We start from the raw sequence: 22,717 nt of genomic DNA, 5'->3' as shown, positions 1-22,717 counted from the left end.
CATGCAAACCTCCCCACTTGATGGCCTTCACGATATTATTGCTCCCTCTCACGTTGACTGGTGGCCGTTAGCCCCTGCTTGGTGGGTAGTTATTAGCATTGCACTGTGCTTAGTGTGTGGCTTAATTATAATTATGTACAAAAACTATCAATTTAAAAAACCAAAACGTAATGCGATTAAATTAGCTAATCAACAACAATCAGCGCAGCAATTGCATATTATTTTAAAGCGTTTAGTGATCACCTATTACGATCCACGCTTAGCAGCGCAATCCACAGCTAACTGGTGTAAAACCCTAAGTCAACTTGCTGCAATTCGTTTTAATGAAGATGAAATTTCAAGCCTATATAGCACAGCACAAACACCACCGGCACTCAGTGATAAGTTTCGCCAAGCTATTAAACAATTTAAGCTAAAGGAGCCACTGCATGTTTGAATTTAGCTGGCCATGGCTGTTTTTATTACTGCCGCTTCCTTTAACGTTACTGCTATTAAAACCCGCAGCAAGTAATGCAACGACACGTTTACGCATCCCAAGTTTTGCATCGCATAATTTAAATAATCAACATGTAGAGCCCAGTGCACGTAAGTTAAACACTCTTGAATGGTTGCTATGGGCATTATTAGTAACAGCATCGGCTAACCCTACTTGGTTAGATGAGCCTATATCGCTGCCTAATGAAGGTCGCGACATTATGCTCGCTGTGGATTTATCCGGCTCAATGACAGAACAAGACATGGCTTATAATGGCCAATATGTTGACCGTTTAACTATGGTTAAAGCAGTGCTTAGCGATTTTATAGAGCAGCGTCAAGGCGACAGACTTGGGCTAATATTGTTTGGTGATACAGCGTTTTTGCAAACACCTCTCACCCGTGATGTAAAAACCGTCAGCAAAATGCTTACTGAAGCACAAATAGGTTTAGTAGGACGTGCCACGGCTATTGGTGACGCTTTAGGCTTATCGGTTAAACGCTTTGCTAGTAAAAAAGAAAGTAATCGCATTGTGGTGTTGCTAACAGATGGACAAAACACCGCAGGAAACCTTGACCCCGAAGATGCCCTATTACTAGCTCGTGAAGAAGGCATAAAAGTGTACACCATCGGAGTCGGCTCAGATAACCCTCGTGGCTTTAGTTTATTTAATATGGGCTCTGGGGGCAGCAATTTAGATGAGAGTTTACTGAAAAATATTGCCGAACAAACAGGGGGTCTGTACTTTAGAGCCAAAGATGTCGCTGGGTTGCAACAAATCTATGCAGAGCTTGATAAACTCGAGCCAATTAGTGCCGATGAGCAGACCTTTCGCCCGCAAACAGCCTTGTTTTATTATCCGTTATTACTGGCCATTCTATTAATAAGTGCAATGGCATTTTTAAAAACAGTACGTGCATTGAAGGAGCCAAGCTAATGGATTTTGAGTTTATTCGCCCCGCTATTTTATGGCTGCTACTCCCTGCCCTAGGGCTGTTTTTTATTGCCATGCTTAAAAAGAAAAAAGCCCAATCGGCGCCACTCATTGCGCCACATTTAGCACAATTTGTTATGAGTGAATCAAATAATCAGGCTCGTCAGCCGCTGTGGCTAGTTGCGTTATTTTGCAGTTTAGCCATTATATTTAGTGCAGGCCCGAGTTTTGAGGAAAAGCAAGTCCCTGTATTTCAAAGCAAAAGTGCCCGCGTTATTGTAATGGATATGTCGTACTCTATGTATAGCACCGACATTGCTCCTAATCGATTAATGCAATCTCGCTTTAAAGCCCTCGATATGATTGAGTTATTTAAAGAAGGTGATACTGCATTAGTAGCCTACGCAGGCACTGCCTATGCCATTTCTCCACTGACCAATGATGCAACCACCCTTGCTAATCTTATTCCTAGTTTGAGCCCTGAAATTATGCCTGATAAAGGCTCCAACGTGCTGGCAGGTTTAGACATGGCGCAAGAGCTGCTCACTCAAGCAGGCTACCTAGATGGTGATATTATTTTGATCACCGATGGTATTGAACAACAACAGCAAAGTGATATAAGTGGTTTTACTAACAGTAGCCAGTATCGACTTAATATTTACGGTATTGGCACTGAGCAAGGTGCACCAATAAAGTTACCTGAAGGCGGATTTTTAAAAGATAATTACGGCCAAATTGTAGTGCCTACACTCAATGGTTCTTTACTCAAAGGAATAGCAAAGAATAGTGGCGGCCAATACGCTAATTATCAACCAAGTAATAGCGATATTGCCATTTTTTCACCGCAAGCAAACAGTGAAATACTAAAAAGTGAAAAACCAAATTTAGCCTTGTGGCGAATCGATGCTGGCATTTATGGCTTGCTTATTTTGCTGCCCTTAGCTCTATACTTATTTAGGCGCTCTGCGTTTATTGGTGCGGTGCTATTGCTAAGCTTTATACCTCAGCAAAATGCCCATGCAGTAGAGTTACCAACGCTATTTAAAAATACCGATCAGCGTGCATTAGAAGCTTACAACAACCAAGAGTACCAACAAGCAGCGCAAGCGAAGTCCAACGCTCTCAAAGGCGCTGCACTTTATCAGCAAGGTCAGTTTGAAGGCGCTCTGAACGAATTTAGTCAAGATAAATCAGCTACTGGTTATTACAATTACGGTAATGCACTGGCTAAAGCCGGACAATTAGAGGCTGCTATAAACGCTTACAAACAAGCGCAATCACTGCAGTCTGATTTTACCCAAGCAGCCGATAACCAAGCGTTAGTTGAGCAGTTACTTAAGCAACAGCAAGACCAAGAAAACCAACAAGGTAATGATTCGCAAAATCAAGATGATCAAAGTCAAGATGATGCAGATAAATCAAAACAAGATCAGCAAAAAAACGGCGATAAAAATAACGCAGATAAAAGCGAAGATAACAGTCAAAACAGTGAAGAGCAGCAATCGGGTGAGCCCTCGGAGCAATCAAAAGATCAACAAAGCCAATCTGGTGAGCAGTCAGATGAACAAAATCAGCCTGACATGCAAGCTCAATCACAAAACCAACAAGACGAGAACAAAGACGACGATAGTAAGCCTCAGCAAGACGAGCAACAAAGTCAACCCAATCAAATGAATGAGCAACCGCCATCAGATGAGCAGAAGCAGCAAGCACAACAACAAGCTATGCAAGCACAGGCGGCTGAACTCACTAATGAAGAAAAAGAGAAAGCACAGCAACTAAATCAGTTACTAAGAAAAGTGCCCGACGATCCCGCTATTTTATTAAGAAACAAAATGCAATTAGAAGCCCAAAAAAGACAATATCAACGCCGTCCAACAGGAGTAGAAAAATCATGGTAATGCGATTATTTTGCTGTTTATTGCTATTAACTGCCATGCCATTAATGGCCGCCACTTCATTAGAGGCAAGCGTAGATAAAAACCCGGTACTGGCAGGTGAGTTTTTTATGCTCAATATTAGCGTTGATGATTCAATCAAAGGGCAACAACCCGATACTTCAGCGCTGTTAAAGGATTTCGTAGTCGGCCCTATGAGCTTAAGTAGCCGCACCAACATTATTAACGGTAGCATTAAAAAACAAACATCGTGGTCTGTTAAGTTAATGACTCGCAAAGCCGGCGAATACACAATTCCTTCTTTTAGTGTTGCAGGGCTCAGCTCTCAACCAATAAACTTGTCGGTTAAAGAGCGAAGCAGCGATGCGGGCAAAAATGATGATATATTTTTAAAAAGCTCGCTTACAAATAACAGCTTATTTGTGCAAGAGGCTGGCGTTTACACCATTAAACTTTACTTAGCTAAAGAGCTACTTGATGGCAGCTTAAGCACGCCAAGCATGGAAGATGCTCAACTCACCCAGCTAGGTAAGCAAAGTGAAGATTATGAACTGGTTAACGGTAAACGTTATTTAGTGATCACCCGTAATTATTTAATTCAGCCGCAAAAAAGTGGTGCATACACCATTGAAGCACCGGTTTTTCAAGGGCGTGTTCAACAAAACTATCGCCAACTAGAGGTGTCGGCACTTGGCGATGAACAACAGATTGAAATCAAACCCATCCCTGAGAATTATCAAGGTGATTGGTTACCCAGTGAATTAGTAAGTCTAACCGAGCAATGGCAACCAGACGATAATACCGTTGAGGCCGGCACGCCAATAACACGCACTATTATGCTTACCGCATTAGGGGTTACTAAGGAGCAACTACCCGAAATTGATATGCCTACTATAGATGGTATTCGCAGCTACCCAGATGAAAAAGAGACTAATAATGCAGTACGCGATGGTCGAGTGGTATCACAGCAAAGCGCCTCATTTGCGCTACTACCACAAACACCAGGCACTTATACATTGCCTGAAATTACCCTGCCTTGGTATAACACCAAAATGAACCGAATTAGTTACGCAACTTTACCAGAACGCACAATTACGGTAACACCAAGTACCACAGCGCCAGCAAACTCACTAAATACACCCGTTGAAAGTACTTTAAACAACACGGATGCAGAGCCAACGCAGCAAGCGCTCAGCGTGCAACGCCACACTAGTACGCCTCTATGGCTTATTATTGTAGCCGTATTAGGTTACATATTATGGATTGTGACCCTGGTTCTTTACTTTATGAAACGCTCAGCTAAAGAAGTGCAACAAACGACGCAAGCAAATCATAGAGGCAATCAGCAAGCAGATTTAAAAACACTGCAAATACTTGCTAAAAGCCATGATAATAAAGCATTTTACGATGCACTTAATCTATACGCGCTAACTCGAACAGATAAAAAGGTAGGAGCTCTCACCCATTTATGCGCTATGATAAACAACTCGCAGTTCACTGCGCAGGTAAATAATTTACAAGCACAGTTGTACGGTAACCAATCGGCTAGCACTGATTTAGAAGCGATTGTTAGTTTATTAAAAAAACATCAATCGCACACAGCTAAGTCATCATCTGCGTTAAAAGAGCTATATTCTTAATAAGAATCTTAGTTACTTTTTTGGCCTATAATAATTTTAATTAAAAAGTGCTTATGTTTGGAAATAAAAAATCGAATGATCGGGTCTTAATTAATATGGCTGAAAAACAACAACGCTATGAAGCCTTGGTTCATGTTTATCATAAGGAACTCTATCGCTTTGCTTACTGGTTATGTAACGATCCGACTATTGCTGATGACTTAGTGCAAGAAACCTTTTTGCGTGCATGGCGCTCGCTTGATTCGTTACTCGACCAAAAAGCAGCTAAGCCATGGTTGCTGACCATTTTAAGGCGTGAGAATGCCAGACGCTTTGAGCGCAAGCAATTTGATTACAGTGATGTAGATAACGACACATTGGTGGATCAAACCAGCCATAGTTTAGATACAGCAATGGAACAAACCGTTATTCAGCGACAAATTTCTTTATTGGCTGATGACTACAAGGAGCCGCTGTTGCTACAGGTGGTAATGGGCTGCACCGGAGATGAAATTGCAGACATTCTTAACTTAAATAAAAATACTGTTATGACACGTTTATTCCGAGCAAAAAATCAACTTAAAGAGGCATTAAGCCGTGATGATGAACAACTTAAAGGAGCATCAAAATAATGGGTGAACTTGAGTTTCGTCGCCGCACGATTGCGCAGCCAAATGAGCTGGACAAAGAGCTTCAGGAATTTGCAAACAGCAGTGCCGACAGACAACAATTTTTAAATGAAAGCAAAGCATTCGATAAACAACTCGACGACGCGCTTGATATTACTGTACCTGACAATCTTGCTGAACGAATTATTTTAAACACCTCGTTAAAAGAAAAAGCTAGAACAGATGAACTTGAGCAAAAGGATAACGTGGTTAGTACACGCTCATGGTTTAAGTTCGACCGAATGCATTTGGCTTTGGCAGCTTCGTTTGTGATTGCAGTTAGTGCGTTTATGTTTAGCGAAGAACAAAGTATTAATCAAACGGCTGGTGAGCATGCACTAGCCCATGTTTACCATGAAATTTATGCGTTAAATAAAACTCAACAAATTAGCATCCAAACTGTCAATGAAAAGCTGGCTTTACTTGGCGGCCATATTAGTGATTTACCTGGCAAAGTGACTTATGTTAACTTTTGCGATTTTCAAGGTGAGAAAGGTATTCATTTAGTGTTTGAGTCTGACTTTGGGCCTATGACCGTGTTTATTGTGCCAAGCGATAATCAAATCTTTGAAATTGGCTCTGATGATTTTAATGACTCTCGCTATGCTGGCCATATAAATCGTGGCAAACAGGCCGATACCGTGCTAATTGCAAGCCTTGGCTCACCAGTTGATATGTATAATGAACGTATTTCAGGTGCTATTCGCTGGCTTTAAGCCATTATAGAAATAAAAAACCGCAACGAGTGTGCGGTTTTTTTATTATTTAAAAGCCAAAGCCTCTTACTGATTACTTACAAACATCAGCAACTGCGTTAGCAAAGTAGTTGATATTTGCTTGGCTAATACCTGCTACGTTAACACGGCTAGAACCGACAATGTAAATACCGTATTCTTTTTGCAAGCGCTCGATTTGCTCTTTATTAATACCTAAGAAAGAGAACATACCGTGTTGGCGGTCAATAAACGAGAAGTCTTGAGCAATGTCTTTCGCTGCCAGGCTGTCTTTAATTAAACTACGTAACCCATTAATACGGTTACGCATTTCATCAAGTTCACTGTGCCATAGCTGCGTTAACTCTGTGCTGCTTAAAATAGTGTTTACGATGTCTGCACCGTGCGCTGGCGGCATAGAATAAATGCTACGTACCACACTTAATAACACCGAGTTTGAAATATCAGCTGTTGCACTGTCTTTTGCAATGATTGAACAGGCACCAATACGCTCACGGTATAAGCCGAAGTTTTTAGAACATGATGAACAAATGATCAACTCTTCAACCGCATTGGCTAAAATACGTAAACCATTCGCATCTTCTTCTAAAGAAGAGCCAAAACCTTGATATGCAATATCAATTAATGGCGTAAAACCCACATCTTTTGCAAGTTCAGCAATAGTATTCCATTGTGTTTCGTTTAAATCCATACCACTTGGGTTGTGACAACATGCATGTAATAACACCACATCGCCCTTAGGCACCTGTGTTAGTGTTTCAACCATTTCATCAAACAATAAATCTTTGTTTTCGTAGTCGTAGTATGGGTATTCTTTTACCGTTAAGCCTGCAGCTTCAAATAAGCTAATGTGGTTAGCCCACGTTGGGTTAGTAACCCATACAGTAGCGCCTGGATTACAACGTACAATAAATTCTGCTGCAACACGAAGTGCGCCTGTACCACCAGGTGCTTGTGCTGTGCGTACGCGATTAGCTAATAATGCCGGGTGCTCACCAAGAAGAAGATTTTCCATTTGTTGACAGTAATCTAAGTTACCAGCAAGCCCAATGTAAGATTTGCTCATTTCATTTTCTAAACGAAACGCTTCTGCTTTTTTTACTGACTTTAATACAGGGGTATTCCCCTGCTCGTCTTTATATACACCAACCCCTAAGTCAATCTTATTTGGGTTAGTATCTTGCTTGTAGGCCGCCATAAGGCCAAGAATAGGGTCTGTTGGTAATGGTTTTAATACTGAGAACATTGGCTATCTCTTCGTTATTTAGGGGTTAGCTGTTGCGCTAAGCTTAACATAAAAACTCACTTGATTGACTAGTGTTATTTACACTAAAAAGTGAGGAATTTTAATACAGCACGCAATTAATAACGCGAGCGTGGCTTTATCAAAAAAATCAGTGTTAAAAGCTTCACCATCAACAATACCTATACATTGCTGTTGTGCATTAAATAGCGGTAAACAGGCTTCTGCTTTTACTTTCGGATCGCAAGTGTAATATTCACCGCCTGCTGCCAAATATTGCTCAACGTTATTGATAACGCGTCCTTTACCGCTAAGCGCTACCTGAACGTTATTGCTGGCAGTCGCAAATTCAGCAGTAAGCGGAAATAAAGGACGACTCGGCGCACCAAAATAAGCCAGCTTTAATAACTGCTCCCCTTCATTGGTGTGGGTATTCTGATAAATGCCGTACCAATCAAGCTTTGTGTTTTCAATGACGTAGTCAACAATCAATTGAAGTTGCGCTAATTTTTCAGTTGTTTGCGTACTTTGGCTGACATAATCGCTTAGTTTAAACGGCTCATCCTGTAGGTAACCAAATAAACTACATGCCCCACCTTCACCTAGCTCAGGAATTTGGTATTCCCAACGCACGGCTGGTGCAGCATTTTTATTTAGATATTGCTCAAGCTTTTCTAGCTCAGCGTGAATTAACTGTGGCTCAACATTAGGTTGAGCATACTCTAAGTAAGAATTAACCATTTGGACGTCCATACATCTATAATGCCGAAATAGTAGCATGGATGTTTTTATAGCGCTAGCCAATTTAAAGCGCTTTTTTAAAATCTTTAAACACTTTTATTCATAGATATAATTGTGGTATTTAAACAGGTTGTTTTATCTTTGGGGGCATTAAAAGGTGTTCAGCTTTGGTGCAAAAATTACGCCTTTGCTTCACAAATTTGTTATTATTTGCCGCATTATTATATTCAATCTTAAGTAGGTTAATTATGAGTGATAGTCACTTAGTGTATTCAACAGCAACAGGGCGAATTGATCAGCCAAAGCCAGAAAAAGAACTGGATGTAAAACTATTTAAAGACGGGTCAATTCGCATAGAACGTCAAACCAAAGGCCGAAAAGGTAAAGGTGTAATGCTGGTTGTTGGTCTTGATCCACAACAGCATGATTTGAAAAAGTTAGCAAAAACAATAAAAAGTAAGATGGGCCAAGGGGGCGCGGTAAAAGAAGATGTTATTGAAGTACAAGGTGATGATCGCGACAAATTAAAAGCGATTTTAGAGGGATTAAAATTTAAAGTAAAAATTGCGGGTGGTTAACCCGCAATTCTTGCTTATTTAATAATTTTTAGCGCTGCTAATTGATCAAATAATGCGGGAATATCATCCTCAGCCACTGGCTTACTAAAATAATAGCCTTGAACAATAAAACAATTATTATTTTGTAAAAACTCAACTTGCTCGATTGTTTCGACTCCTTCGGCAACTACATCAAGCTTCAGCTTTTGTGCCATAGCAATAATGGCCGCAGTGATCTCCATGTCGTTATCATCCTCAGGTATATCTTTGACAAACGAGCGGTCAATTTTAAGAATATCGACAGGGAAACGCTTAAGGTAACTCAGTGAAGAATAACCCGTACCAAAGTCATCAATAGAAATTGAGATACCCAACTTTTTAAGTTGATGTAACTGATCAATAGCTGCTTCAACATTCCCCATCAGCATGCTTTCGGTTAATTCAAGATGCAGACTTTTAGCATTAATCTGCGTCTCTATAATTATTTTTTTCAGCATAGGCACTAAGCTTGCGTCTTTAAACTGTCTTGCTGACAGATTGATCGACATATTACTTGCTCTACCTTGTTGTTCTAGTCGCTTCGTAAACTCACACGCTTGTTGTAGCACCCATTTACCGAGCTCTACAATTAAACCCGTTGCCTCAGCTATCGGAATAAACTTAGTTGGAGGAATAAACCCTTGCGTAGGATGGAACCAACGAAGTAATGCTTCATATCCCACCACGCTATTATCGCGACAATCAACTTGTGGCTGGTAATGTAGCGTGAGTTGCTTTTCTTTAATTGCATGACGCAATTCATTTTCTAGGAATAATCGTTCATTAGCTGCCGCATTTAGATCTTGGCTATAAAAATGGAAAGTGTTACGCCCTTTGGCTTTGGCCTCATACATGGCTAAGTCGGCATGCTTTAGTAACTGATCTTCTTCTAGGCTATCAAATGGTGCTAAGGTGATGCCAATACTTGCACTGACAATTACTTCATTGCTGCCAAGTTTTATCGGCTGGTTTAAGGTTTTTTGTATGGTGTCAGCGACTTCAGATGCTTCTTTTTGATGTTCAATACCACTGAGTAAAACAGCAAATTCATCCCCACCTAAACGGGCTATGGTATCTTCTGCTCGTAAGCGCTGTTTTAAGCGTGTTGCCACTTCAACTAACAGCTGATCACCCGCATCATGACCTAAAGTATCGTTAATACGCTTAAATTCATCCAGATCAAAATAAAATAAAGCAAACGAGTAACGCCCTCTCTCAGCAAGCGCCATCGACTTCCTGAGCTGCATTCTAAAGAATGTACGGTTAGCAAGCCCGGTTAGTGTGTCAAAGTAAGCGAGCTGTTCCATTTTTCGTTGGCTTTCTTTCACAAACGAAATATCTTGCGCTGATGCCACGTAACTGGTTATTTTACCACCGTCTTCTCGAATAGGTGACACACTAAGCGATACCCATATTGGCGACTTGTTTTGCGCTTCAATAAGCGTATCTCCTCGCCAGTAATTACGATTACGCAAATCAATGTCAATATCCTCTACCAACATGGTCATTTCATTGGCAATAATTGTCAGTAATGGCTGACGCAAGAAATCATTTTCGACAAAATCAGTCATCTCTAACATTTTTGGATTAACGTATTCAATAACAAAATTTTCATCGGTGATCACCACCCCTGTACCCGAGAACGCAACCGCTTTAGACAAGCGATTTGCAGCTTTCTCTGCGATTTCTTTTTCTATTATGCGCTGGTTTAAGCCGTCAATGAGTTTGCGAATTTCAATGGTCATATCTTTGAATGAACCATTAAGCGTACCAATTTCATCTTTATTTTCTTTTGGAAACTCAATCTCTAACTGGCCTTTACCAAAGTTAGTAACTGCATAAACCAATGAATGTAAGCGTCTTAATACCAATTGGTAAAGTGCTTGGTGTAATAATAAAGCAACTAAAATGGCATACAGAATAAATAGGCCAAAAAACTTAAGCTTTAAGTCTTTCAATGCCGATAACGTTGAGGAGCGCTTTTTATATACACCCACATACCAGTTTACACCTTCAACTTTATGGATATTTATAATGTAGTCTTCATCATTTAATGAAAATGAATCGGCATATTCTGGTAATTGTATTTGCCCTGCGTTATCAATAACACGCTTTAGTTCTGGAGAAATAAAGTCATCTGGTAATAGCTTTTTGCCTGCCTCTCCGTACTCTTTATAATTTTCAGAGGTTAAGTTCGGATGTGCTAATAGCTGTCCTTGTTTATCAAACACTACTAAGTGTTTTTCCTTTCCACCGACGGGTAATTGCGATATGAGTGAGTTTAGTGAAATATCGCTACCGGTAACCCCTAAAAACTCATCATCTTGATAAATGGGAACAATTAAACTGACTACCCATTTATTCCAAACTTCATCATAGTAAACTTTTGACCATTGAGGCTCTCGTTGTGGGTTAGTTAAAGACTTCGCATAATTGAAGCTATCACTTTGGTTGAATGTATAATTTCCAGGCACATTAAGCGCCCAGTTTGGCGGTGCGACACGAATAAAGTTATCTTCAGTTATAAGATAAAAATTATAGAAATCTTGAATTAACGTAGGAGAAATAACTTTCCAAAGGGATTCAGAATCAGCAATTAGCTGTTTATAAAAAGGAGAATATGCAGTTTGAGGGATAAACGCGGCTGATAGCCCATCCGGTGATGCACTGCGCACTGAGCCATCATTGGTGAGCTGCATTGTCGGTGCAGTATTATTTTTAAATGACAACTGTCCCTCAAATAACTGCTCGCTAACAACAATATTAGCTTGCTCTGCTATTTTAACTTTGGTGGCTATCAGGTTATTAAACTGGTTTATTAATAATTCATTTGATTGCTTTAATACCTCATGCTCTTCAAAAACAAGCTGTTTTTCTTCTGACTTGAGCATTAATGCAGCCGCACAAATGCCAGCCACTAAACAGATACCAGAGATCAACAATGATAACTTTACACTAAGTGAGTTTATGCCAAATCGAGATGGAGGGCGTCGATACACAAAAAGCCAACCTTATTTATAATTATTATTTTTTCAAGTAATAGAAATATACCAGAACTTAAATCAGAATTATAAATTATTTATAAACTTTTAAAAAACAACACCTTTTGTACACATATTAGGTAAAAAAGCCGCGTCAGGTAAGTGCTTGTTGACATTGGGAGTGACACTTCATACATTAAGGGTATGAATATAAATTACTCACACACCTTTTTTTCTTTTTTTAGCTTCTTTATATAGAAGAGGCTTCCCTGTTTGTGAGATAAAATCAATCGAATAGTAAAGCCTCCCAACTGGGAGGCTTTTTTATTTTCACTGCAAAATCAGTGATATTTTTGGAATGAGGAAAACCAAATGAGCAACGATGTACTTGATACTCTCAGGCACGATATAAATGAAATCGACTCCGATTTACTTGTTTTACTAGCAAAGCGACGCCGCATTAGTCATGGCGTAGTTGAATATAAAATTGCAAATAATAAACCCATTCGTGATGAGGCCCGTGAACTGGCTTTGCTCGAAAAACTTATAGGCTATGGCAAATCGTTAGGACTTGACGCTTACTACGTTAACAATGTTTTTCAAACAATATTAGAAGATTCCGTATTACATCAACAAGCCATGCTTCAAAAGAATTTAAACCCCGATGCACTGAGCGAAACCCATCGCGTAACGTATTTAGGCGGTCAAGGCTCTTATAGTCAGCTTGCATGTCATAAATATTTTAGCCGTCGCCCGGGTAAATTAGTTGAAATTGGTTGTACCTCATTTGAAGAAATCACTGGTAAAGTAGAAAAAGGTCAAGCCGACTTTGGCTTACTGCCTATCGAAAACACTAGCTCAGGTAGTATTAATGAAGTATTTGATTTGCTGCAGCATGCACAGGTCTCTATTGTCGGTGAAGTTACTCATAGCGTTGAGCATTGCTTATTAGCAGCCCCAGGAACTGAGCTGAACCAATTAACTAAAGTCTTTGCACATCCGCAACCCTTTGCCCAGTGTAGCCGCTTTTTACAGGGCCTTGGCGAACTTCAGCATGAAACCTGCGATTCAACATCAAGTGCATTAAAATCAGCTCTTGAAACACCGAACAGCGCAGCAATCGGCTCTGCGCAAGCAGGGAAAAATGTAGGCCTTGAAGTGATCAAGGCGAATCTTGCCAATCAAAAAGAAAATCACAGCCGCTTCATTGTGGTTGCCCGAAAACCACTGCAAGTATCAACTCAAATCCCTACTAAAACTAGCTTAATTATGTCAACCAAGCAGCAGGCCGGTTCGCTTGCCGATGCGTTAATGATTTTTAAACAGCATAATATTAATTTAGTGAAACTAGAATCTCGACCTACTCCTGGTAACCCATGGGAAGAAGTATTTTATGTGGACTTGGAGGCTAACTTAATCGATAACCAAGTGAAGCATGCATTGGAGGAGCTCAAACAGCACACTCAATATGTTCGTGTACTTGGTTGTTACCAAAGCGAGTCTTTACAAGCTGTGAGCGTAGAAAGCTAACAAAATATTAAAAAAGGGCCTAGCGGCCCTTTTCTTTTCACGGAGCTATTCTTTTTAATCAAGTACTTTCGCATCATTCGCTTTATTTAATAAACTACGGCTTTGGGTTAAAAAGTGCGCCGTTGAATCTGAGAAATAAGATTTTGCATCAGCAAAAGCATCAATTAATGCGGGCTTATCCCCTGCTTTTAGCTTTTCAAGCGTTTGCGAAAACAAAGACTGATACTGCGCCAATAAGCTTTCGACATTGTCAAACTGCGCTAACATAATATCGGTGTATAGCTCTGGCGATTGTGCAAATAAACGGCCAACCATCATTAGCTCTAACTGATATATAGGTGATGAACAACTTCTTAGCTCGGCGAGTGTGTGTCCCTGTTTTGCTAAAAACTGACCGTACACAAAGGTGGTTAAATGACGCATAACCTGAATAATTTGCATTGCTTCGTCATGCTTTTTGGCCTCAAGTTCAACCAACTGACAACCCCATATTTGTAGCTGTTTTAATAACCCTTGTGCCACCTCATGACTACGCCCTTCACACACCACCACGGTTTGTTTCACCCAATGGGAAATATCAGGTCCAAACATTGGATGTAAACCAACAACTGGCCCACTATGTACTTTTTTAAGCACAGCTAATGGTGCTTGTTTAACTGATGTAATATCAACCAGCAAACAATCATCATCAAGCTTTGGAAGCGCGTTAACAACTGTTTCAAGAGCATTTATTGGTACACTGATCATCACCAGTTTTGCACCTTTTAGAATATCCGCTGCCTGTGATTGCTGCGCTTTATCTAAAATTTTGACTTCGTAACCCGAACGCTGAAATTGTTTTGCAAATAACTGACCCATTGCCCCTTCACCACCAACAATAACAATTGGCGATAATTGTGGGTCGGCACAGGCTAATTTGGCTTGTTGATTTTGATAAGCTTCACGCATCATGCGTCTGAGAATGTCTTCGACTAAATCAGGATTTACACCTTGATTAATAGCCTCTTGACGTCGTGCAGCTAATAAATCAGCTTCTCGATCGGGTGCATGTAATGGCGCGCCAGTTTGTTGTTTTATTGCGCCTATTTGTTGGGTAATACCATTGCGTTTTGCAAGTAAGGCAACCAGTTGCGCATCGCATTCATCTATACCTGTTCTTAGCTGCGCTAAATCACTTATCTCTGCCACGTTCTCATTCCATCCAAAAAAGCAAAATCGTAAATTAAAACTTACAAAAAAGTAAACTAATCAATACGATAAATACTAACAGGATACGTTAGGGGTTAAAAGGCAAATTATTGAAAAGATCACTATCAGTTGTTCAACTAAAACCAAGGTGGAAACGGTAGTAAGTAACCTAAACGCTAGATAATAAATCTATCTCAAGCAGCTATTTCAGCGCTAACTACATTGAATTTACGTAGGTTCAGGTTAAGTAGAGGATCTTAAAAAGTGGCTAAAGCCACTTTTATTAAGTAACCGGCGAGCGGTTAAGGAGAACTATTAGTATTCTAATGCCATAGCCGCAAGCGACATAATACTGTCGAATGATTCTGCGCCAGCGATAAATAAGCCATTGTGACAAAACATAGCATCATCGATACCAGTTACCGCTTGAAATTCATCGTCTGATAATCCTGCCCATGATGCAGGTAATGACTTTCTGTCTTCAAAAGAGCCTAATTCTGCAGGCACCGTTTGCACTATCCACTTGCCAGAATGAGATGGGTAAACGACAAATAATGCCTCATCAGATAAACTATGTACGGTTTTTTTCCACGGAGTATAGCGCTCTAACACGATTAATCGAGGATCATCAGCTTGCTTTATTGCTTGAGCAACAATCTTTTTAGCATTTAAACCACCTCGGGCAGAAGCTACAAAACGAATCAGTAAAGTGTGTGCAAATTCAACCGCTTGATCAAAAGCAGCATCAAAATCACTTTCCTCTTCCCATGTTGGGTTAAACATAGAAATTGTTTGGCTTAAGCTAATGCCTGTAGCAACCCCTTCAACATGACCACAATCAATGGCATCAATAGTTGATACAAGCCCTGCATCCACCGCATTCGCCACATCTTGGTTATCATCACATATTGCTAAGCCATATTTTTTCCACACCAAGCCAAATGACGAAAAAGGAATACCATTTTCACGAGCGCCAGCACCGCCACGCTGATGATGATCAAACCGGTTAGTTTCTGGGTCATATTGACCACCAACATCAATAACCACATCGGCGTCATTAATAATCGCATTATCGCGTGTGCGGATCAGGGTAAAAGAAGGGAAAATAATTTTAAGTGCAGCGATACTAAAAACATCATCTGCGTGAAAATTGCCGTTGTGTGTAACTATCGTTTTATCATTCATTTTTGTACATCATTTTTGCAAGAAGTGAGAAGATATTGTGATTTGAAGTGAACCACACTTTAACGCATGCAGGTTAAGGTGTGTATTGGTTTTTGAATGTAGCGATATAAAAACCGCAATAGCATTAAAACCAAAACGGGTTGCAACCCAAAGGTTGCAACCCGTTTTTTTGCGTTGATAAACAGCGCGTATTAGTTAAGTTTTTCTCTAATACGTGCAGATTTACCAGAACGCTCACGTAGATAGTAAAGCTTAGCACGACGAACCGCACCGCGACGCTTAACTGTTACGCTATCAATAAGAGGGCTGTGCGTTTGGAATACACGCTCAACACCTTCACCGTTCGAGATTTTACGAACTGTGAATGCTGAGTGAAGACCACGATTACGCTTAGCGATTACAACACCTTCAAAGGCCTGTAGACGCTCTTTAGCACCTTCTTTTACTTTTACCTGTACAACTACTGTATCACCAGCGCCGAATGCAGGTACGTCTGTTTTAAGCTGCTCTTCTTCAAGCGCTTTAATAATATTTTGGTTTACTTTTGCCATTATGTTTCTCACTTTCCTAGGTGTAACTGTCTTCTAGCCACAAGCTTTTTGGTACTCTTGCTGAAATTTCGCGAGTAATACCGCTTGCTCCTCAGTCAGAGCTAGGTTATGCAACAAGTCAGGACGGCGAAGCCAAGTTCTACCTAATGACTGCATAAGCCGCCATTTCGCTATCTCTTGGTGGTTTCCGCTGAGTAATATAGCAGGCACCTGTTTGTCGTCCAATGTTTCTGGCCGTGTATAGTGAGGACAATCTAGCAAGCCATCCGAAAATGAATCTTGCTCTGCTGACTGGTTGTGTCCTAACACCCCTGGCACTAATCGCGCTACTGCGTCAATTAATGTCATGGCAGGTAATTCACCCCCACTCAAAATAAAATCACCAATTGACCATTCTTCGTCAACGTACGATTCTATTATTCTCTCGTCTATACCTTCATAGCGACCGGCAATTAAAATCAGTTTTTCAGAGTTTGCGAGTTCGCTTGCCCCTTGCTGATCTAATTTGCGCCCTTGTGGCGACATATAAATTACTTTTGCACCATCACCTGCAGCCTGTTTGGCTTCAAGAATGGCTTGTTTAAGTGGTTCAACCATCATTAACATGCCTGGTCCGCCCCCGTAAGGACGATCATCTACGGTTCTATGCTTATCAGTTGCATAGTCACGTGGATTCCAGCAGTTAAAGTCGATTAACCCCTTTTTAACAGCGCGACCGGTTACACCTTGCGTTGTAATTGCATCAAACATATCCGGGAAAAGGCTGATAACCCCTACCCACAACGAACTTGTTTGACTCATTAAAAGCTTGGATCCCAATCTACAGTAATTTCTTTCGCATCGTATTTAACTTCTTGAATAACTGAATCAGTTAAAAAAGGAATTAAACGTTCTGCTTGGCCAAATGCATCTTTACTGTTTGCTTTCACAACCAGTACGTCATTTGAGCCTGTCTCCATAAGGTCATCAACAATGCCTAAGTTATAACCTTTATCAGTTACAACCGACATGCCAATGAGATCTCGCCAATAGAATTCACCTTGCGGTAATTCTGGTAGCTGCGCTGAATCCACAGAAATTTCAACATTGGTATAAGCCATTGCTTGGTCTCTGTCGTTTACTTGCGCAAACTTAGCGATAAAGCCTTTGTTGTGGCGACGCCAGTCGACCACTTCTAAGGATTGCCATTTACCTTGCTGCCCTATCAACCACGGGCTGAAATCGAAGATCCCTTGGGGATCATCAGTAAATGAATGCACCTTAAGCCAGCCCTTTATACCATATGGGGCGCCGAGCTTTCCTACGACAATTATTGATGAGGTGTTCTCTTGACTCATGGTTACACTTACGCCTATTAAGCCGCTTTACGAGCGTCTTTAACTAATTTAGCTACACGATCTGAAAGACCTGCGCCTTGACCTAACCAGTGCTCAACACGTGGTAAATCTAAACGAAGTTTTTCTTCTTGACCTGAAGCGATTGGGTTAAAGAAACCTACTTTCTCGATGAAGCGACCGTCACGCGAGAAACGGCTATCCGCAACCACAATTTGATAGAAAGGGCGTTTTTTAGCGCCACCACGTTGCAAACGAATAGTTACCATACCGTCCTCTAAATAGATTGACTGTTTTCATTAATAAGATTTACTCCCCAGTATGGGGAGCCGGTGAATTGTACGAGTTTTTAGCAACAATGCAAGTAAGAAGTGATGCAAAAAGGCAGTTTAGTAGATTAAACCGTGATCCAAGAAGAAAAAGCATGTGAACAAGCTATTCTGTGCATAGTTTATTCAACAATAAAGAGGCAATTTGCCTCTTTATTGATTGCTTTTTATCTCGTATCGGAGATATTAAAGGTTAAATTATTAAAATTTCGGGCCACCGCCGCCCATCATTCCCGGTGGTAACATCCCTTTCATGCCACGCATCATTTTTTGCATGCCACCTTTGCCTTTCATTTTTTTCATCATTTTTTGCATTTGGGTAAACTGCTTAAGCAGCTTATTGATCTCTTGTACTTGAGTACCCGACCCCGCTGCAATGCGCTTTTTACGCGAACCTTTAATGATCTCTGGGCGTGCACGCTCTTTTTTAGTCATAGAGCTAATAATTGCTTCCATTTGAATAAAGGTTTTATCGCCCATCTGGCCTTTTACTGCATCTGGAATGTTTTGCATGCCTGGCAGTTTATCAAGCATCGACATCATGCCGCCCATATTTTTCATTTGCTTTAATTGATCAGCAAAATCATCCAGTGTAAAACCATCACCTTTAAATACTTTTTTCGCTACTTTTTCTGCCTGCTCTTTATCTACTTTCATCTCGACTTCTTCGATTAATGAAAGTACATCACCCATGCCTAAGATACGTGAGGCGATACGATCAGGGTGGAAAGGTTCAAGTGCGTCAGTACGCTCACCAACACCCATAAACTTAATAGGTTTCCCGGTAATATGACGAATAGATAACGCAGCACCACCACGGGCATCACCGTCTGTTTTAGTTAAAATCACACCGGTTAAAGGCAATGCTTCGTCAAACGCCTTCGCGGTGTTTGCAGCATCTTGACCTGTCATTGCATCAACAACGAATAAAGTCTCGATTGGATTAATTGCACCATGAAGCGCTTTGATTTCATCCATCATGTCATTATCAACATGCAAACGGCCGGCAGTATCAACTAATACCACATCAATAAATTTCTTTTTCGCGTGAGAAATAGCAGCTTGTGCTATATCAACTGGCTTTTGTGAAATGTCACTTGGGAAAAATTCTACATCTACTTCTGTTGCTAATGTTTCTAACTGCTTAATTGCCGCAGGACGGTATACATCGGCACTCACTACCAGCACAGATTTTTTCTTGCGCTCTTTTAAAAACTTAGCCAGTTTACCCACACTGGTTGTTTTACCAGCACCTTGAAGACCCGCCATCATCACAACAGCCGGAGGTTGCGCGTTAAGGCTTAGCTCTTCATTAGCTTCACCCATGGCCTTTTCAAGTTCTTCACGAACAATTTTTATAAATACTTGGCCAGGACTTAAGCTTTTAGTAACTTCAATACCAACTGCGCGTTCTTTAACTTGTTTTACAAACTCGCGAACAACAGGCAACGCCACATCGGCTTCTAAAAATGCCATTCGCACTTCACGAAGTGTATCTTTAATGTTGTCTTCAGTTAGGCGGCCACGGCCACTAATATTTTTTAGGGTTTTACCTAATCGTTCTTGGAGGTTCTCAAACATGTAACGGTTCCGAAAAGACGTTGAAATCAACTCTATTAATAAGGTCGATGTTATTAAAATTCAATTAGAAATAGTATACCGTAAATGGTGGCATACAATACAGTGCTGAAATGCTGCTTATTGAGTTTCTTTTTACAGGGTCTATGCATTTGCTTTGCTATAAAATACAATGGCCACATAACGAACACGAATTATTTGACTTCAATTAAGTGGCCAAAGCAAAATGCTGATTATTAGTTTAACTATTATTGCCAGTTTATTTTATGTGTTAGCAACGTCTCACGTGCTTTCGCGATTGTTTCACCGTCAGGGGCCGAGCCAAAAAGTTACTATTATACTCAGTACTGTCGCTATCTTGGCGCACATGCTGCTTTTAGTAAATTCGGTATTTAGGGCTGATGGGCAAGATTTAAGTATTGTTAATGTGGCATTACTGACATGCTGGATTATCGTGCTGTGTGTCACCACTGTTTCTTTGAAGTTTCCCGCAACCTTGTTACTACCTGTTGTTTATGGCTTTGCTGCGCTTTTAACCATTTCTAGCTTATTTATCCCTCATCACGTTTTATTACAAAGTATTAATGTAGAACTAGCACTAGTTGCACATATATCACTGTCGTTATTGGCTTACTGTATTTTAATTATTGCGACTTTATATGGTGTGCAATTTTATTTTATTGATAAGCGCTTAAAGCGAAAAGACCTAGCAATAGTTCACAGTCACTTACCACCTCTGATGGTTGTAGAGCGTCAACTTTACCAGTTATTAAACTTAGGCACCGTATTATTAAGTGTGGCGCTGATCACTGGTTTTGTATTTCTCGATGGCATGTTTGCCAAAGAGTTTATTCACAAAACAATCTTATCTCTAGTTGCTTGGGCCATTTTTGCTACGATTGCAGTTGGCCATGTAAAACGTGGTTGGCGAGGCAAAGTAGTGGTAGTGAGTATAATGATTGCCGCATTTACACTCACACTTGCTTATTTTGGTAGCCGTTTTATACAAGAAGTGGTCCTAAATAAGTTTTAACTTGACTCTGAAAGCTCACTCTAGCTTAATACGCATTGGTTTATAAAAAAAGGATCCATCGTTGGACGACATATCGACAAGTACCCTGTTTATCATATTAGGTTTATTGGTGCTTTTTTCTGCTTACTTCTCCGGGTCAGAAACCGGAATCATGTCAATCAACCGTATTCGTTTGCGACACCTCGCTAAAGAGAACCATCGTGCTGCGAAACGCGTTAGTAAATTACTGAGTCGACCAGATAGGTTGATAGGTCTGATCCTAATTGGTAATAACTTGGTTAATATTGCTGCAGCGCAGGTAGCCACCATAATAGGTATTCGCTTATATGGCGATTTAGGTATTGCCATAGCAACGGGTGCATTAACACTAGTTGTGCTAATTTTCGCTGAAGTAACGCCAAAAACACTGGCTGCTCTCTATCCTGAGCGAGTCGCTTTTCCTAGCTCTGTGATACTTAAAGGCTTGTTAAAAATACTCTTCCCGTTTGTGGTTGTTGTTAACTGGATGACCAACGGCATATTACGCTTATTTGGAATTAGTGCTGCACAAATAGATGAGCACAGCATGAGTAAGGAAGAATTAAAAACCGTGCTTAACGAATCTGGAGCGCTGATCCCCGCGCGCCACCAAAGTATGCTGACCTCAATTTTAGATTTAGAACAGGTTACCGTTGAAGATATTATGATACCCCGCAATGAAATTGTGGCGATTGATATCAACGATGACTGGAAAATAATTAGTAAGCAGCTTACTCATGCTCAACATACTCGCGTGCTTTTATACCGCGACAATATAGATGATGCAGTAGGCTTTATTCACTCTCGTGATGCATTGCGTCTTCTTACTAAAGAGCAATTCGATAAACCTTCGCTACTGCGCGCTGTACGTGAAATTTACTTTATTCCTGAGGGAACGTCGCTTAATACCCAACTACTGAAGTTTCAGTTATCAAAAGAACGAATTGGTATTGTTGTTGATGAATATGGCGATATCCAAGGCTTAGTTACCCTAGAAGATATTCTTGAAGAGGTTGTGGGCGATTTCACTACTACTCAAACCCGCACACCAAGTGAAGAAGTAACCACACAGAACGATGGCTCTTACATTGTTGATGGTGGTGCTAACGTTCGCGACTTAAATAAAGAAATGGGCTGGGAATTCCCATTAGATGGCCCTAAAACTTTAAGTGGCCTGATTGTTGAATATTTGGAAGATATTCCTGATGCTAACTTAAGTATTCGTATTGCGGGTTACCCAGTTGAAGTGCTTGAAATAAAAGAAAACATGATTAAACAAGTTAAAATTCAGCCCAATAAACGTAAAAAATAACCCAATAAAAAAGGAGCCAAATGGCTCCTTTTTTAATTAATCTGGGCTTAGATTAGTTAAAAGAATAAACGCTCTAACCAACCTTTGTCTAAATCATCCTCACAGCGTCTTAGCTGCGCTCCATAACGGCTCGCACGGTGTTTTACTTTATTGGCAACGCTCATTAACCATTTTTTCTTACGATAAGTGCCTCGCTTATAACCGCCCCACCCTTCGTGATAATTTAAATACTGTGCGTAGGCATCCCATTTAGAAACACCATTAACTTTATGGGTTTTATAAACAAACCACGCCATAAAATCGATCGCATCTTCAAATTCATCTCTATCAGCACCACTATTACCTGTTTCACGAATATAATCAGACCAAGTTGGCGTTTTAGCTTGAGAATAACCATAAGCATCACTTGCGCGTCCAGTTGGTATTATCCATAAAAAGTATTCCATAGGAGGTGCAGCATCATGACGAAAAGAGCTTTCTTGATACATCATGCTCATTAATACGTGTTTGGGAGAGCCCCACTTGTCTTGCGCGTCTTTAGCATCAAAATACCAGTCAGATTTCTCTTCAAAGATTTTACAAATATCTTCTGGTTGCTTAGGTGGTGCAGTGGCACAACCAACTAAAGTAAGCACTAGAGATAAAGTAATAATATTTTTTTTCATTTTTTAAGATCTCACTGAACTTTTTAAAAAAGCGTGGGTCTGAATCTATGAATGCAGCAGTACAGCATTGTTTCATCCCTAAAGAATATTTACGCAGCTACTATG

21 protein-coding genes and 1 other annotated feature are annotated in these 22,717 nt (G+C 40.4%); of the genes, 10 read left to right on the top strand and 11 right to left on the bottom strand.

The features are described 5' to 3' along the window. Nucleotide 1: 1 nt before the first annotated feature. The 6 genes from ACNSN2_RS04195 to ACNSN2_RS04170 are packed head-to-tail and all read left to right on the top strand — an operon-like array spanning nt 2 to nt 6,310. Nucleotides 2–436, top strand: a complete 435-nt coding sequence (locus tag ACNSN2_RS04195; RefSeq protein ID WP_138621466.1) for a DUF4381 domain-containing protein — start codon at nt 2–4, stop codon at nt 434–436. Beyond that, nucleotides 429–1,412, top strand: coding sequence for a vWA domain-containing protein (locus ACNSN2_RS04190; protein WP_055011727.1), 984 nt, complete (start codon nt 429–431; stop codon nt 1,410–1,412). The genes ACNSN2_RS04195 and ACNSN2_RS04190 overlap by 8 nt, the downstream gene beginning before the upstream one ends. Further along, complete coding sequence (locus ACNSN2_RS04185; RefSeq protein WP_418608628.1) at nt 1,412–3,310, top strand: VWA domain-containing protein; 1,899 nt, start codon at nt 1,412–1,414, stop codon at nt 3,308–3,310. Before ACNSN2_RS04190 ends, ACNSN2_RS04185 begins: the two co-directional genes overlap by 1 nt. Beyond that, nucleotides 3,304–4,947 (top strand): BatD family protein, encoded by a 1,644-nt coding sequence (locus ACNSN2_RS04180; protein ID WP_109875538.1) that lies wholly within the window; start codon nt 3,304–3,306, stop codon nt 4,945–4,947. Before ACNSN2_RS04185 ends, ACNSN2_RS04180 begins: the two co-directional genes overlap by 7 nt. Nucleotides 4,948–5,000: 53 nt before the next feature. Then, nucleotides 5,001–5,558, top strand: a complete 558-nt coding sequence (locus ACNSN2_RS04175) for a sigma-70 family RNA polymerase sigma factor (protein WP_010391329.1) — start codon at nt 5,001–5,003, stop codon at nt 5,556–5,558. Then, on the top strand, nt 5,558–6,310 hold the full coding sequence (locus ACNSN2_RS04170; protein ID WP_418608627.1) for a DUF3379 family protein: 753 nt from the start codon (nt 5,558–5,560) through the stop codon (nt 6,308–6,310). The genes ACNSN2_RS04175 and ACNSN2_RS04170 overlap by 1 nt, the downstream gene beginning before the upstream one ends. Before the next feature lie 73 nt (nt 6,311–6,383). Here ACNSN2_RS04170 and ACNSN2_RS04165 read toward each other — a convergent pair whose 3' ends face one another. Together ACNSN2_RS04165 and ACNSN2_RS04160 are read right to left on the bottom strand one after the other, a co-directional pair. Continuing rightward, nucleotides 6,384–7,574 carry an amino acid aminotransferase gene (locus tag ACNSN2_RS04165; protein ID WP_010391325.1) on the bottom strand — a complete coding sequence of 397 codons (1,191 nt, stop codon included), beginning with the start codon at nt 7,572–7,574 and terminating at the stop codon, nt 6,384–6,386. A gap of 78 nt (nt 7,575–7,652) precedes the next feature. After that, a complete protein-coding gene (locus ACNSN2_RS04160) occupies nt 7,653–8,312 on the bottom strand; it encodes a GAF domain-containing protein (protein ID WP_418608626.1) in 660 nt (219 codons plus the stop codon). 248 nt (nt 8,313–8,560) lie between these two features. Between ACNSN2_RS04160 and ACNSN2_RS04155 the strand changes: the two genes are divergently transcribed. After that, entirely contained in the window at nt 8,561–8,890 is a 330-nt protein-coding gene (locus ACNSN2_RS04155; protein ID WP_418608625.1) for a stress response translation initiation inhibitor YciH, read from the top strand. Nucleotides 8,891–8,904: 14 nt separating this feature from the next. Here ACNSN2_RS04155 and ACNSN2_RS04150 read toward each other — a convergent pair whose 3' ends face one another. Then, nucleotides 8,905–11,907 carry an EAL domain-containing protein gene (locus tag ACNSN2_RS04150; RefSeq protein ID WP_010391318.1) on the bottom strand — a complete coding sequence of 1,001 codons (3,003 nt, stop codon included), beginning with the start codon at nt 11,905–11,907 and terminating at the stop codon, nt 8,905–8,907. Nucleotides 11,908–12,102: 195 nt separating this feature from the next. Next, nucleotides 12,103–12,218, top strand: a sequence feature (Phe leader region). Nucleotides 12,219–12,261: 43 nt separating this feature from the next. Here ACNSN2_RS04150 and ACNSN2_RS04145 point away from each other — a divergent pair. After that, complete coding sequence (locus ACNSN2_RS04145) at nt 12,262–13,419, top strand: chorismate mutase (RefSeq protein ID WP_076921530.1); 1,158 nt, start codon at nt 12,262–12,264, stop codon at nt 13,417–13,419. Nucleotides 13,420–13,473: 54 nt separating this feature from the next. Here the strand turns inward: ACNSN2_RS04145 and tyrA are convergent, their stop codons facing one another. The 7 genes from tyrA to ffh form a co-directional block, all read right to left on the bottom strand. Then, nucleotides 13,474–14,607: a bifunctional chorismate mutase/prephenate dehydrogenase gene (gene tyrA / locus ACNSN2_RS04140; protein ID WP_418608624.1), complete on the bottom strand. Its 1,134-nt coding sequence runs from the start codon at nt 14,605–14,607 to the stop codon at nt 13,474–13,476. Between the two features lie 315 nt (nt 14,608–14,922). After that, nucleotides 14,923–15,792, bottom strand: a complete 870-nt coding sequence (locus ACNSN2_RS04135; protein WP_418608623.1) for an MYG1 family protein — start codon at nt 15,790–15,792, stop codon at nt 14,923–14,925. A gap of 191 nt (nt 15,793–15,983) precedes the next feature. Beyond that, nucleotides 15,984–16,343 (bottom strand): 50S ribosomal protein L19, encoded by a 360-nt coding sequence (gene rplS, locus ACNSN2_RS04130; protein WP_008114473.1) that lies wholly within the window; start codon nt 16,341–16,343, stop codon nt 15,984–15,986. A gap of 33 nt (nt 16,344–16,376) precedes the next feature. Next, nucleotides 16,377–17,144, bottom strand: coding sequence for a tRNA (guanosine(37)-N1)-methyltransferase TrmD (gene trmD, locus ACNSN2_RS04125; protein ID WP_418608622.1), 768 nt, complete (start codon nt 17,142–17,144; stop codon nt 16,377–16,379). Next, nucleotides 17,144–17,680: a ribosome maturation factor RimM gene (gene rimM, locus ACNSN2_RS04120; RefSeq protein ID WP_008114470.1), complete on the bottom strand. Its 537-nt coding sequence runs from the start codon at nt 17,678–17,680 to the stop codon at nt 17,144–17,146. Before rimM ends, trmD begins: the two co-directional genes overlap by 1 nt. A gap of 17 nt (nt 17,681–17,697) precedes the next feature. After that, nucleotides 17,698–17,946 carry a 30S ribosomal protein S16 gene (rpsP, locus tag ACNSN2_RS04115; protein WP_008114468.1) on the bottom strand — a complete coding sequence of 83 codons (249 nt, stop codon included), beginning with the start codon at nt 17,944–17,946 and terminating at the stop codon, nt 17,698–17,700. Between the two features lie 261 nt (nt 17,947–18,207). Further along, nucleotides 18,208–19,587, bottom strand: coding sequence for a signal recognition particle protein (gene ffh, locus ACNSN2_RS04110; RefSeq protein WP_010391303.1), 1,380 nt, complete (start codon nt 19,585–19,587; stop codon nt 18,208–18,210). A gap of 223 nt (nt 19,588–19,810) precedes the next feature. Here ffh and ACNSN2_RS04105 point away from each other — a divergent pair, with 223 nt between their 5' ends. Next, nucleotides 19,811–20,617 carry a cytochrome C assembly family protein gene (locus ACNSN2_RS04105; protein WP_010391302.1) on the top strand — a complete coding sequence of 269 codons (807 nt, stop codon included), beginning with the start codon at nt 19,811–19,813 and terminating at the stop codon, nt 20,615–20,617. A 61-nt stretch (nt 20,618–20,678) separates the two neighbouring features. Then, nucleotides 20,679–21,947 (top strand): HlyC/CorC family transporter, encoded by a 1,269-nt coding sequence (locus ACNSN2_RS04100; protein WP_010391300.1) that lies wholly within the window; start codon nt 20,679–20,681, stop codon nt 21,945–21,947. Nucleotides 21,948–22,003: 56 nt separating this feature from the next. Here ACNSN2_RS04100 and ACNSN2_RS04095 read toward each other — a convergent pair whose 3' ends face one another. Further along, nucleotides 22,004–22,612 (bottom strand): hypothetical protein, encoded by a 609-nt coding sequence (locus tag ACNSN2_RS04095; protein ID WP_010391298.1) that lies wholly within the window; start codon nt 22,610–22,612, stop codon nt 22,004–22,006. Nucleotides 22,613–22,717 lie beyond the last annotated feature (105 nt).

Origin of the sequence: Pseudoalteromonas sp. US3C1013 (assembly GCF_048401115.1) — a bacterium.
GTDB lineage: Bacteria > Pseudomonadota > Gammaproteobacteria > Enterobacterales > Alteromonadaceae > Pseudoalteromonas > Pseudoalteromonas undina.
Note: the sequence above shows the minus strand (reverse complement) of the source record. Positions and strands in the feature narration are given on the sequence as shown.